At 59.8% G+C, this 13,469-nt stretch carries 9 protein-coding genes and 1 tRNA gene; 5 read left to right on the top strand and 5 right to left on the bottom strand.

Translation table 11 applies throughout. The features are described 5' to 3' along the window. The 5 genes from HMPREF9463_RS07895 to HMPREF9463_RS07870 form a co-directional block, all read right to left on the bottom strand. Positions 1-795 (bottom strand): sugar transferase, encoded by a 795-nt coding sequence (locus HMPREF9463_RS07895; protein WP_198019959.1) that lies wholly within the window; start codon positions 793-795, stop codon positions 1-3. 53 nt (positions 796-848) lie between these two features. Next, on the bottom strand, positions 849-1,400 hold the full coding sequence (gene loaP / locus HMPREF9463_RS07885) for an antiterminator LoaP (RefSeq protein ID WP_232219779.1): 552 nt from the start codon (positions 1,398-1,400) through the stop codon (positions 849-851). Between the two features lie 766 nt (positions 1,401-2,166). Continuing rightward, positions 2,167-2,242: transfer RNA gene (locus HMPREF9463_RS07880), tRNA-Ala, on the bottom strand. Positions 2,243-2,341: 99 nt separating this feature from the next. Next, positions 2,342-2,983 carry a thiamine diphosphokinase gene (locus tag HMPREF9463_RS07875; RefSeq protein ID WP_035138267.1) on the bottom strand — a complete coding sequence of 214 codons (642 nt, stop codon included), beginning with the start codon at positions 2,981-2,983 and terminating at the stop codon, positions 2,342-2,344. A 9-nt stretch (positions 2,984-2,992) separates the two neighbouring features. Continuing rightward, positions 2,993-3,682 carry an HAD family hydrolase gene (locus HMPREF9463_RS07870; RefSeq protein ID WP_035138266.1) on the bottom strand — a complete coding sequence of 230 codons (690 nt, stop codon included), beginning with the start codon at positions 3,680-3,682 and terminating at the stop codon, positions 2,993-2,995. A gap of 331 nt (positions 3,683-4,013) precedes the next feature. On the opposite strand from HMPREF9463_RS07870, the gene glgB reads away from it, so the two are divergent. From glgB to glgA, 5 genes are all read left to right on the top strand, one after another. After that, positions 4,014-6,275 (top strand): 1,4-alpha-glucan branching protein GlgB, encoded by a 2,262-nt coding sequence (gene glgB, locus HMPREF9463_RS07865; protein WP_035138265.1) that lies wholly within the window; start codon positions 4,014-4,016, stop codon positions 6,273-6,275. Between the two features lie 94 nt (positions 6,276-6,369). Continuing rightward, entirely contained in the window at positions 6,370-8,796 is a 2,427-nt protein-coding gene (locus HMPREF9463_RS07860; protein ID WP_035138264.1) for a glycogen/starch/alpha-glucan phosphorylase, read from the top strand. A 108-nt stretch (positions 8,797-8,904) separates the two neighbouring features. Beyond that, positions 8,905-10,053: a glucose-1-phosphate adenylyltransferase gene (locus HMPREF9463_RS07855; RefSeq protein WP_035138263.1), complete on the top strand. Its 1,149-nt coding sequence runs from the start codon at positions 8,905-8,907 to the stop codon at positions 10,051-10,053. A 4-nt stretch (positions 10,054-10,057) separates the two neighbouring features. Beyond that, on the top strand, positions 10,058-11,185 hold the full coding sequence (gene glgD / locus HMPREF9463_RS07850; protein ID WP_035138261.1) for a glucose-1-phosphate adenylyltransferase subunit GlgD: 1,128 nt from the start codon (positions 10,058-10,060) through the stop codon (positions 11,183-11,185). 89 nt (positions 11,186-11,274) lie between these two features. Continuing rightward, positions 11,275-13,395, top strand: a complete 2,121-nt coding sequence (gene glgA / locus HMPREF9463_RS07845) for a glycogen synthase GlgA (protein ID WP_035138259.1) — start codon at positions 11,275-11,277, stop codon at positions 13,393-13,395. Positions 13,396-13,469: the final 74 nt, after the last annotated feature.

Genomic DNA, 13,469 nt, shown 5'->3' with positions numbered 1-13,469 from the left:
CTACACGGCACCTTCCCCAGAGAACATCGTCTTCAGCGTGCCGAATATCAACCGCAGGTCCTGGCGCAGGCTGCGATTCTCTATATAGTGAAGATCCAGCTCAACCATTTCGTTGAAGCCCAGGTGGCTGCGGCCCATTACCTGCCAAGGACCGCTGCAGCCGGGTTTTACCGCCAGGCGCTTCATGTCGTGCTCGCTGTACAGGGCAACCTCGCGCGGCAGGCCGGGGCGCGGGCCAATGAGGTTCATTTGGCCCAGGAACACGTTGATGAGCTGGGGCAGCTCGTCGATGCTGTGCTTGCGAATGAAGTTACCCACACCGGGAATAATGCGCGGGTCGTGCTTCATTTTAAACATGGGGCCAGTGGCCTCGTTTTGGGCCTGCAAGTCCTTGAGCATTTGGTCTGCGTTGGGAACCATGCTGCGGAACTTGTAGATCTTAAACAGGTAGAACGTGCCGTCTTTGCGCACGCGGCCCACGCGCCACTGTGAATATAGGGGGCTGGCGCCCGGGCTCTTTATGCAAATGACCACGCTCAGAATTACCCCGGGAATAAAGAGCAACACCAGGGCTCCGCCGGCGGCGACAATGTCCACCGTACGCTTAACAACGCGGTAGAGCCTGTGCCCAAGCTCGGGCTTCACGCCGGAGTTGGCACCGCGCAGCATCTTGTACGCTTCTTCGTTTGTAAGGTAATCCCCCGCAGCACCGGCTGCGGCAGTGACGGAATTCGCCGTGGCGGCCGTGCGCGTCTCCCGCGCGCCCTGTGCCATGGTCATCATCGTAGGCTCCAAGAGCCCCTCCCCCGATACTTTTTGCCTTCGGTCGTCCGCTTGCGAGCTTGCAGCTAGGCGATCGCTCTTCTGTGATTGCGCATAACGCGCTGCTCTTTTGAAAGCACCGCAAGGCCAACGCGGGTGGTTACGCGTCGGCCGCACAGGTCGAGCTCCAAATAAGCAGTGCACTTGCGTCTATTAATGGTTTTGATAAGGCCTTCGTGGCCCAGCAGCGGACCTGCCGTAACTACGACCTGGTCACCGACTTTTAGGGCCTCGCTCATGGGCACTACGCGGTCTCCCCTATGCGTAAAGCCACCAATAAGCTGGACCTCTTCTTTTGCCAGCGGCACAAACTGACCGTCCTGGGAGAGTACCCGGGCAAAGTCATCCATGCGCAGCAAATACTGTTGAACGGTGCGGGGGTCTGCCGTATCGCAGATGAGATAACCAGGGAACAACGGCTTGGTCGTATTGACCCATTCGCCGTGTACTTTAATCTCGGTTTGAAATTGGGGATAAAAGAGCTCCTGCATGGCACCAGCCGGCACCATGCGCTCGATGCGCTCGCGCATTACGTCTTCGCGACCGTTAATGACCTGAATCACATACCACACGAGCACCACCCCCTTGCTGTCTTACGTGTGGCTCACAGGGTTTGTGTATGGCTTCGCCAGGGCGCTTGTGCGCGAAGGCGCTCCATATTCAAACCCTGAGCCCAGTTAGACAAGCACGTGGCTCCGCCCCACCGTGAACGGTATGTATAAACGCAGTTGCTAGAGATGCAGCCGTGTATCGCAAAAAGACCGCGTCTCCAGCTGGCTGCGTGGGAACCAGTCAAGCGGGAACAAAACTGAACCGCACGCAAACAGCTGTAAAACGGCTTCTTATTGGCATGCATGCTATTAATTGCATCATGGAATTACCCAATACAAATAAATAACGTTGCATGACTTCTTTATCGGAGCTCGTGGTGTTTCTGGCACCGCCGTTACGGCCGGATGCTGATCGACCCTGCGCTTTATGGCTTGCTGGAGCCGTGAGCACAGTTGAACTCATGTAACGTTAGGTATTCTAGCACAAGCTGATAACGAAACTGATTTGGGCTGCGTTGGACAACATATCGTTCATTTGACGTGCTTAAGGGGGTTGTTTTGGGATGTTGTTCACGTTGATGCAGGTTATTGGGGTGCTGGCGGTAATTAAGGGCGTTCCTGAAGCCCAAATGAAGCAGCGAGCAGCGCCGATAATCGCGTTTGTCTAACAAACTACGTACAGACATGGGAAATAAATTGTGCAACTTTTTGTTGGCGTAGCTGAGGATATGTGAGCGAGGCATTTTGACATGAAAAAAGGCCTTCGGAATTCCGAAGGCCTTTGTATTCACGATGGTGGAGACGAGGGGGATCGAACCCCTGACCTCTTGACTGCCAGTCAAGCGCTCTCCCAGCTGAGCTACGCCCCCGTGACGAGGAGATACTATAGGGGAAGACTTTCTTTGATGCAAGGACTTTTTTGGGTTGAATCTCTTACTTACGGGTTTTCCTGGGACGGTGGATAGACCTTACTTGTAGAGGTAAGCGATGGCGGTGCCGGTGTGGACTTGGATCTTGGCCGTTTTCCTGACCACATTGGATATTCCGGTGTCAGCTAGTAATCCCAAGGGTCTGTGATCTAGTTCCCACTCCAAGCCGTGTTCGCTTACCTCGGTGTTGGGGGCAATGGCGATGATGGAGAACGTCTTGTCCTCGGCGCCTTCGATGGTCCACGATTCGCCTGGGCGAAGGATGCGGGCGACCACCTTGCCCTCGGCAATCCAGACTGGGGCGTCATCGTAGCCTGCAAGCAACCCCAGTACGGAAAGAGCCATGTCGGGGCGGCCGCCGGTGGCGCAGGTCGCAACTACTTCGGCACCCGGCCAGCGACGGCGGACGGAATCGAGCGCCAACGCCAGATCGGTATAGTCCTTGTACGGGTCGTGGCGCTCAACTTCAAAGTCGGTGGCGGCATCGACCAGCGCGCGACCCGCGTCACTCACCGTGTCAGCATCACCCACATACACGTCGCAGGCCAGCCCCGCGCCCAGCAGCGCGTCGAGTCCGCGGTCCACGGCGACAACGTGGTCGCACTCCCCTGCAAGCCTACGCAACAGATCCGCGCTCGCCACCACGGGCGAGCCGCAGACCACTAATACCTTGCAAGCCACGGCCCTCGCCTATCCCTCAAACGAAAGCACGCGGGCCAGATCCAGCTCCTCGTAGCTATCGATAAAGATATCGCATTTGGCGCTTACGTCGTCGCGCTTCATGCGGCCGTGCGGGTCATATATACCAACGCGCTTAAAGCCGGCGGTGCCAGAGCTCTTAAGGCCAAAGACCGCGTCCTCAAACACCCAAGCGCGCTCAAACTTGCACCCGTGGCGCTCCTCCAGGCGGCGCAGCGCCAGCTCGTACACATCGGGGAACTGTTTGGAGCGTCCTGCCTCGCCCGTCGTGGTAACAAACTCCATGTATGCGTCGAGCCCGGCACCGGCGAGCGCGGACTGCACCAGCTCGGCCGGCGTGGACGTGGCAACGCACATGGCAATGCCCACCGCCTTCGCCTGCTCCAAAAATGCCAGAAGACCCTCGCGCGGCGGCACCTTGGAGTAGCCATCAATCAGGATGTCGCTCAGCTCGCGATATAACTCCTCGCCGTTCGCGCCAATGCCCCACGTGTCGTGGTAGGCCTGGCACTCGTCCTCCAGCGACAGGTGCTCAAATTGGGCAAAGTCATCCACGGTCATGTCAATCTCGTGACGGTGCAATAACTCGGGTTGGGCATAGGCCCAAACGGGCGTGCTATTAACCAGTGTGCCGTCGCAATCGAAAATAAAAGCAACCTTGGGAGCGGCGGTATGGGACATAAACGAACCTTTCGATGTCAAATGGTAAACAACCTGCTAAAAACGTTTTACCAAACGTCAGGCTAACAATTTTGAAACCCTAATTGGTAAAACTGTCAAGAGTTTTACCACGGCAATTCTGCCAGTGGTATAAACATGTCGCTTACCGATTAAACGCCCCTGCAAATCCGCTTTCGTCCATAAAACTAACGCACAGGTGTTATCGTAGTTTCTGCCGAAAGTTCCACCGAGCACGCGAGGTGGAACGAATCACAGAAACTTCGCCGTCCCTTCGATTCGTGCAGCCTTGGACCTTTCGCATCTAGTCACCAAGGCAACACGCTGCCGCGTCATGATGGGATCAAACGTGAGCGATACAAAGCTAAAGCCAACGGCTAAAAAGCCCGCAACCCGCAAACCGGCTCCGCACGCACCGGAGCTCTCCAAGGACGATGTCTACCTGTTTGGCATTGGAATGTGGGAGCGCAGCTGGGAAAAGATGGGCGCGCATCCCGACACGCAGCAGCGCACGCGCGGCTGGCGCTTTTGCGTTTGGGCGCCCGACGTAAAGAGTGTCCATGTCATTGGCGAATTTAACGACTGGGATGAGGAGGCCAACCCGCTGGTGCCCGTACATACGAGCGCTATTTGGGAAGGCTTTATTCCTGGCGCCGAGCAGGGCCAGCTCTATAAATATCTCATCGAGACCAACGAGGGCGAGAAGCTCTACAAGGCCGATCCGTATGCCTTTAAGGCCGAGTGCCCTCCGGGTACCGCCAGCGTGCTGTGGACCCTCGATGGCTACAAGTGGAACGATGCCGCGTGGCTCAAGCGCCGCGCCGGCCACAACCATATGTCGCAGCCGCTCAATATCTACGAGGTGCATATTGGCTCGTGGAAGCGCCACGGCGATGCGCCGCAGGGCGAGCCGGACGAGTACGGCAACTACCCCGGTCCCATGGACCCCTTCCCCGCGCAGCGCGGCGAGTTCTACACCTACGACGACCTGTCGGTGGAGCTCGTGGACTACGTGCGCGACATGGGCTATACGCATATCGAGGTCATGCCGCTCATGGAGCATCCCTTCGATGGCTCCTGGGGCTACCAGACGACCGGCTACTATGCCGCCACGTCGCGCTACGGCAACCCGCAACAGCTCATGCACTTTATCGATGCGTGCCACGAGGCGGGCATCGGCGTGATCATGGACTGGGTGCCCGGTGGCTTTTGTGCCGACTCTCATGGCCTTGCCACCTTTAACGGTCACATGCTGTTTGAGCACGAGATTCACCCCAACTGGGGCACGCACAAGTTCGATTTCGCCCGCGGCGAGGTCCGCTCCTTCCTTGTCTCCAACGTGCTGTATTGGCTCGAGAACTTCCACGTGGACGGCATTCGCATGGACGGCGTGTCCAGTATGCTGTACCTCAACTTTGGCATCGACGATCCGGGCCAAAAGAAGTTCAACAAGTACGGTACCGAGGAGGACCTGGACGCCAGCGCGTTTATCCGCCAGGTCAACTGCGCCGTGGAGGCCCACTTCCCTGACGTGATGATGATGGCCGAGGAGTCCACTGCGTGGCCGCTCGTGACCTACCCGCCGAAGGACGGCGGCTTGGGCTTCCACTACAAGTGGGACATGGGCTGGATGAACGACACCCTGCACTACATGCAGACCGATTTTCCGTGGCGCCCTGGCAACCACGGGCTGCTCACGTTCTCCATCATGTACGCCTTTACCGAGAACTTTATCTGCCCGCTGAGCCACGACGAGGTCGTGCACGGCAAGTGCTCGCTGATCGGCCGCATGCCGGGCGACTGGTGGCGCCAGTTTGCCGGTCTGCGCACGCTGGCCTTCTACCAGATGACGCACCCCGGTGCCAAGCTCAACTTTATGGGCAACGAGATCGGCCAGTTTATTGAGTGGCGCTATTACGAGTCCATCCAGTGGTTCCTGACCGAGGAGTACGAGACCCACCGTCATCATCAGGCGTTCATTAAGGCGCTCAACCACCTGTACACCGCAGAGCCCGCCCTGTACGAGCGCGGCTACACCGACGACGGCTTTACCTGGATCGACGCGGACAACTCCAAGCAGTCCATCGTGAGCTTTGTGCGTCAGGGCGAGGACATCGATGACGACCTGGTGATCCTGATCAACTTTGATCCGGCGAGCTATGAGAGCTTCCGTGTGGGCGTGCCGCGCGAGGGTGACTGGGAGGTCATCTTCGATTCCGACCGTCCCGAGTTTGGCGGCAGCGGCTATGCCGGTGAGGAGCCCTACACCTGCTCGAGTGAGCCCTATCCCTGGAACGGGCAGATGGACTCCATCGAGATGAAGGTGCCCGGTCTGGCAGGCGTGGTGCTTAAGCGCCGCGGTCCCAGCAGCTATAAGCCGCCCGTGGTCGAGGCTCCCAAGAAAGCGATGCGCAAGCGTGCGTCCTCGGTGAAGCCCAAGGCCGCGGCTGCCAAGAAGACTCCGGCCAAGGCGAAGGCTGCCAAGCCCGCTGCCAAGGCTTCGGCCAAGTCCAGCACGGCCAAAAAGGCAGCCACCAAAAAGGCTGCTCCCAAGGCCAAGGCAGCTGCTGTTAAGGCTCCCGCCAAGAAAGCGTAACAAAGGTGTTACCACTGTAATTACCCGCCCCGCGGGGGCGTAGGATACAAGTCATAACCGTTCCGGGAGAAACATCCCCGGGGGAAAGGAACGTATGAATAAGATCTTCGACAACAAGCAGGAGTTTACCGAGCTCTATCGTGATGCCGTCATGAGCATTAGCGGCAAGAGCGTCGAGGCCGCCAGCGACCTCGACCGCTTTAACGCCCTGGCCAAGCTCGTGGCCGAGAAGGCACGCACCGTTGCCACCAAGAGCGACGCCCGTGCGGTCTCCGAGGGCAAGAAGCGCGTGTACTACTTCTCGATCGAGTTTTTGATCGGTCGCCTGCTCGACAACTACCTGCTCAACTTTGGCGTGCGCGACATGGTCGCCGAGGCGCTTGACGACATGGGCTTCGACCTGTCCGTCATCGAGAACCAGGAGCCCGATCCGGCTCTGGGCAACGGTGGCCTGGGCCGTCTGGCCGCATGCTTCCTGGATTCCATGGCAGCCGAGGGCATTGCCGGCTACGGCAACGGCATGCGCTACCGCTACGGCCTGTTTAAGCAGGGGATCGTCAACGGCAGCCAGGTCGAGGCCACCGACGAGTGGCTCACCCACGGCTATCCCTGGGAGGTCCGCCGTCAGGACAAGGCCGTGACCATTAAGTTTGGTGGCCACGTCGAGGGCTTTGAGGAGAACGGCCGCACGTTCTACCGCACGGTGGACACGCAGGACATCCTGGCTGTCCCCTACGACATCCCCGTTGTGGGCTATGCCGGCGAGACCGTCAACAAGCTGCGCGTCTGGGCCGCCGAGCCGGTCGAGGAGCACTTCGATCTGGAGGCCTTCAACCGCGGCGACTATGCCCTGGCCGACGCCGAGCGCGCCGAGGCCGAGGCCATCAGCGCCATCCTCTACCCCAACGACGCCGGCGAGCACGGCCGTCTGCTGCGCTTAAAGCAGGAGTACCTGTTTGTCTCGGCCGGCATCTACAGCCTGCTCGACACCTTTGAGAAGGAGCACGGCGCGAACTGGGAGCTGCTGCCGCAGTTTGTGGCCATCCACACCAACGATACCCACCCCGCCATGTGCGGCCCCGAGCTCATGCGTATCCTCATCGACGAGAAAAAGCTCGAGTGGGACGACGCCTGGAACATCGTGATGCAGGTCGTGAGCTACACCAACCACACCATCCTGCCCGAGGCTCTGGAGAAGTGGCCCATCGGCACGTTCTCCAAGCTGCTCCCCCGCGTGTACCAGATCATCGACGAGATCAGCCGTCGTTGGCACGAGTCGTTCGACACCACGCAGGAGGGCTGGCAGGAGCGTCTGCGCCAGACCGCCATCCTGTGGGACGGCGAGATTCGCATGGCCAACTTGTCCGTGATCTGCAGCCACAGCGTCAACGGCGTGGCCAAGATCCACTCTGACATCATCAAGAACATCGTGCTCAAGGACTTCTATGCCCTGACGCCCGAGAAGTTCAACAACAAGACCAACGGCATCTCGCACCGTCGCTTCTTTGCCGAGGCCAACCCCACCTATGCCAAGCTCGTGACCGAGGCCATTGGCGATGGCTGGCTTAAGGACGCCTTTGAGCTGGAGAAGCTCAAGGAGTTTAAGGACGACACCGAGTTCCTGAAGGCCGTGGGTGCCTCCAAGCGCGCCAACAAGGAGCGCCTGGCCGCCTACGTCAAGGCCGAGACCGGTCTGGTCATCGACCCCAACACCGTCTTCGACGTTCAGGTGAAGCGCTTCCACGCCTACAAGCGCCAGCTCATGAACATCATGAAGGTGATGGACATCTACAACCGTCGCATCGCCGATCCCAACTTCCACGTGACGCCGACGACCTTCATCTTTAGCGGCAAGGCCGCCTCGAGCTACACCTTTGCCAAGGAGACCATCCGCCTCATTAACTCCGTTGCCGACGTCATCAACAACGACCCGCGCGTCAACGAGGTCATGAAGGTCTGCTTTATCCCCAACTTCCGCGTGAGCAACGCCCAGCTCATCTACCCCGCCGCCGAGATCTCGGAGCAGATCTCCACGGCCGGCAAGGAGGCCTCGGGCACGTCCAACATGAAGCTCATGATGAACGGTGCCATTACGCTGGGCACCCTCGACGGCGCCAACATCGAGATCGCCGACCTGGCCGGTCGCGAGAACGAGGCCATCTTCGGCCTGACCGCTCCCGAGGTCGAGCAGCTCTGGGCATCGAACAGCTACTTTGCGTGGGATACCCTCAACGGCGACCGCGAGCGTCTGGGCCGCGTGATGGACGAGCTCAAGGACAACACGTTTGCGGGTCTTTCGGGCAACTTCGAGAGCATCTACAACGAGCTCATGAACAACAACGATCCCGACCTGGTCATGGCCGACTTCCGCAGCTACGTGGATGCATGGGAAAAGCTCACGGGCAGCTATGGCGACCAGGAGACCTGGAACCGCAAGGCGCTGCTCAACACCGCCTCCTCCGGCTGGTTCTCGAGCGACCGCACCATTCGCGAGTACCGCGACGAGATCTGGCACGCGTAGAGGCGCGCGAGCTCCCTTATGCCAGCACGGCATTATTCGACGGGCGCAACGTTGCGCTGCGCCCGTCGCTAATGGGTTTAAGAACATCGATGACAGAAGGAGAAATCGATGAGTAAGAAAGAATGCATCGCGATGCTCCTCGCAGGAGGACAGGGCAGCCGATTGGGGGCGCTCACCCAAAAGATCGCTAAACCGGCGGTTAGCTTTGGTGGCAAGTTCCGCATTATCGACTTTTCGCTGTCCAACTGCTCCAACTCGGGCATCGACACGGTGGGCGTTCTGACGCAGTATCGCCCCTACCTGCTGCATGCCTATGTGGGCTCCGGCGAGGCCTGGGATCTGGACAGCCGCGACGGCGGTGTGTCGATCCTTCCGCCGTACGAGACGCAGACCGGTGGCGCCTGGTATGCGGGCACGGCCGACGCCATTACGCAGAACCTCGACTACATCAAGGCCAACGACCCCAAGTACGTCCTGATTCTTTCGGGCGATCACCTGTATCGCATGGACTACCGCAAGATGCTCAAGACGCACATTGAGAACAACGCCGACCTCACGGTGAGCGTTATGCCCGTGCCGTGGGAGGAGGCCAGCCGCTTTGGCATCCTGACCACCGACCCCGAGGACGGCCGCATCACCAAGTTTACCGAGAAGCCCGAGAAGCCCGATTCGAACCTCGCGTCCATGGGCATCTACATCTTCTCGGCCGACGTACTGATCGAGGCGCTCGAGGAGGACGCTCTGGACCAGCGTTCGAGCCACGACTTTGGCAAGGACATCATCCCCAAGCTGCTCGGCGAGAACAAGCGCCTGTACAGCTACGAGTTCCACGGCTTTTGGAAGGATGTCGGCACCATCGCCAGCTTCCACGAGACCTCGATGGACCTGCTGGGCAACAATCCCGAGTTCGATCTGTTTGACAAGAACTTCCCCATCATGTCCAACATCACCACGCGTCCGCCGCACTACATTGGCCCGGACGGCCGCCTGGACGACTGCCTAGTCTCCAACGGCTGCAAGATCTACGGCACCGCTCGCCACTCGATCCTTTCGACCGATGTCATCATCGAGGAGCGCGCCGTGGTCGAGGACTCTGTGCTGCTGCCGGGTGCGCACGTTAAGAGCGGCGCACACATCTGTCGCGCTATTTTGGGCGAGAACTCCACGGTCGAAGAGGGCGTGAAGCTCGGCTCTGTCGATACCACCAAGGATACGGCCGTCGTTGGAAATGACGTCGTTATCGGGAAGGGGGAATGATCCGATGATCAATCGCAAGGCCATCGGTTATATCACCGCTAACTACTCTTCGACCTACGGCAGCGTGCTGCTCAAGGACCGCCCCATCGCGTCCGTTCCGTTTTTGGGCCGCTACCGCCTGATCGACTTCCCGCTTTCCAACATGATGAATGCCGGCATCAAGACCGTCGGCGTCGTCATGCCGGGCAACTACCGCTCGCTGATCGACCACGTTGGTTCGGGCAAGGACTGGGGCCTGGACCGCAAGAAGGGCGGCCTGTTCATGGTGCCCGGCAACGCGTATGGCACCACCAAGGGCGGCATGCGCTTCCTGCTGCGCGACATCATCTCCAACAAGACGCTGTTCCAGCGCTCGGACAAGCCCTATGTCGTGATGATGGGCACCAACATCATCTTTAACATGGACCTCAACACCATCATTGACGCGCACGAGAACTCCGGTGCCCAGATGACCGTGGTGTACTGCAAGGCCACGCGCAACGTCGATGACGAGACCAAGCTCGAGATTAACGAGAACGGCCGCCTGACGGGCGTGAGCGCCGGCGTCGTGTACGGCGACAACGCCTCTATGGACTGCTGCATCGTCAACCGCGAGACGCTGCTCGAGATCATCGACCACTACCAGGCCGCCGACTATCTGGACCTGCTCGAGGCACTACAGGGCGACTTTGGCAACATCGACGTGTGCAGCTACGAGTACAAGGGCGAGGTCGTGGGCGTGTTTAGCGAGAAGTCGCTGTATCGTCGCAGCATGGACCTGCTCGACCAGACCGTGGCCGACCATCTCTTTGACCCCGAGCGCCCGATTCTGACCAAGGCTCACGACGTGCCGCCTTCGCGCTATGCGACCGGCAGCCACGCCTGCAACTCGATCATCTCGGCCGGCTGCATCATCAAGGGAACCGTGCGCAACTCGATCCTGTCGCGCGGCGTTGTGGTTGAGGAAGGCGCCTCGGTGACCAATTCGATCATCAACCAGAGCTGCGTCATCAAGAGCGGCGCCCGCGTTGAGAATGCAATCCTGGACAAGAACAACGTGGTTCCCACCAACACCGAGCTTCGCGGCACGCCCGAGAACATCCTGGTGCTGGGAAAGGCCCCGTTAACTTCTGATATCACCAACGCGAGCTAGCTTTGGCACCGCAACATCGCTCGTAACATGTAGAATAGCCGCCCGGTTAGCGCCAGGCGGCTATTCTCGAATTGCAACAGGGAGACAATATGGCTGATTCCAGCAAAAAGATGCAGATCGTGTTTGCCTCGGCCGAGTGCGCACCGTTTGTGAAGACCGGTGGCCTGGGTGACGTAGCGGGCTCGCTGCCTGCGGCGCTCGTGCGCGCCGGCGCCGAGGTTATCGTGATGGTGCCCAAATACGCCACCATCAAGGACGAGTACAAGGCGCAGATGGAGCACTTCTCCGATTTTTACGTGAGCCTGGGCTGGCGCAATGAGTACTGCGGACTTGAGAAGCTCGAGCACGATGGCGTCACCTATATGTTCATTGACAACGAGCGCTACTTTGCGCGCGACTATCCGTATGGCTTCTTTGACGACGGCGAGCGTTTTGCGTTCTTCTCCAAGGCCATCACCGAGAGCCTGCAGCACCTGCCGGCCGGCTTTGAGTGCGACATCCTGCACTGCAACGACTGGCAGACGGCACTGGCGCCCGTGTTTTTGCGCGAGTTCTACCAGGGCCTGCCGCTGTACGACCGAGTCAAGACCGTGTTCTCGATCCACAACGTGGCGTTCCAGGGCCAGTTTAGCGACACCGTGATGGAGGATATCCTGGGTGTGGCACATATTCCGGCGGCCGCCTCGCAGCTGCGTTGCGACGCTTGCAGCATCAACTACATGCTGGGCGCGCTGCGCTATGCCGACGCCATCACTACGGTAAGTCCTACCTATGCCAACGAGATCCAGACGCCCGAATTTGGCGAGGGCCTGGACGGCGTTCTGCGCGAGCGTTCGTACGCGCTGCAGGGCATTTTGAATGGCATTGACGTCGCGGGCTTTGACCCGGCGACCGACAAGCGCATTGCCGCCAACTACACCGTCGAGGACCGTTCCGGCAAGGCCGTGTGCAAGGCCAAGCTGCAGGAAGAGCTGGGGCTCGAGGTTCGCGACGACCGTCCGCTTATGGTCATGGTCACGCGTCTGACGCGCCAGAAAGGCATGGACCTGGTCATGTACGCGCTCGACCGCATCCTGGCCGGCGGCGTGCAGGTGGCGGTGCTGGGCACCGGCGACCGCGACTACGAGGACGGACTGCGCTACTTCCAGGACAAGTACCCCGGCACCATGGCCGCGCGCATCGAGTTTGATCCGGCGCTGTCACAGCGCATGTATGCTGCCGCCGACATGTTCCTGATGCCTTCGAAGTTTGAGCCCTGCGGCCTGTCGCAGATTATCGCCATGCGCTACGGCACCCTGCCGATTGTTCGCGAGACCGGTGGTCTGAAGGACACTGTGATCCCGTACAACGAGTTTACCGGCGAGGGCACGGGCTTCTCGTTTAGCAACTTTAACGGCGACGAGATGGGCGACGCCGTGTTCCGCGCGGCACGCCTGTTCTGGGATAACCGCGACGCCTGGAACCAGCTGGTCACGCAGGCCATGAGCCAGGACTTTAGCTGGACGCGCTCGGCCGACAAGTATCTGGACCTGTACTTCTTTATGCATCCGGAGATTGAGAGGCCGGCGGCTGTTGTCGACGAGCCTGAGACTGTTGCTGAACCGGTGGCCGCTGAGGAGCCCAAGGCCGAGGAGAAGCCGGTTGAGGCTGAGCCCGAGGTGAAGGTCGAGGCTACTCCCGAGCCCGAGCCCAAGGTGAAGCCTGCTGCGAAGCCTGCGGCAAAGAAGACCACGACTCGTAAGACGACGGCCAAGAAGGCCACAGCGACCAAGGCGGCGGCAACCAAGAACACCGCTACCAAGGCGACGACCACGCGCAAGCGCACCACCGCAGCTGCCAAGAAGGCCGCCGAGGCCGAGGCCGCTCCCGAGGTAAAGGCTGAAGCCGCCGTCGAGGCCAAGCCCGCCGTCAAGGCACCGGCCAAGACCACTGCCAAGAAGACGACCGCGACCGCCAAGAAGGCGGCGGCCGCAAAGTCGACGACGACCAAGGCTGCTGCTCCTAAGGCAGAGGCTAAGGTCGAGGACAAGCCCGCAGTAAAGGCCAAGCCTGCGCCGAAGACCGCTGAGGTCAAGACCGCTCCAAAGGCTACGGCAAAGACCGAGCCCGCCAAGGCGGCCCCGGTCTCCCCCGCCGCTAAGACTGAGGAAAAGGCTCCGACCAAGAAGACCTCCGTCCGTAAGGCAACGGCCACCCGCAAGCGCCACTAATTCGGACGATTCAAACTTAATCCTCAACGCAAAAGAGGGCGCCCCAACCAGGCGCCCTCTTCTTGGTTGAACTT

Origin of the sequence: Collinsella sp. 4_8_47FAA (genome assembly GCF_000763055.1) — a bacterium.
GTDB lineage: Bacteria > Actinomycetota > Coriobacteriia > Coriobacteriales > Coriobacteriaceae > Collinsella.
The sequence above is the reverse complement of the archived record's forward strand: the minus strand, read 5'-3'. Positions and strand labels throughout refer to the sequence as shown.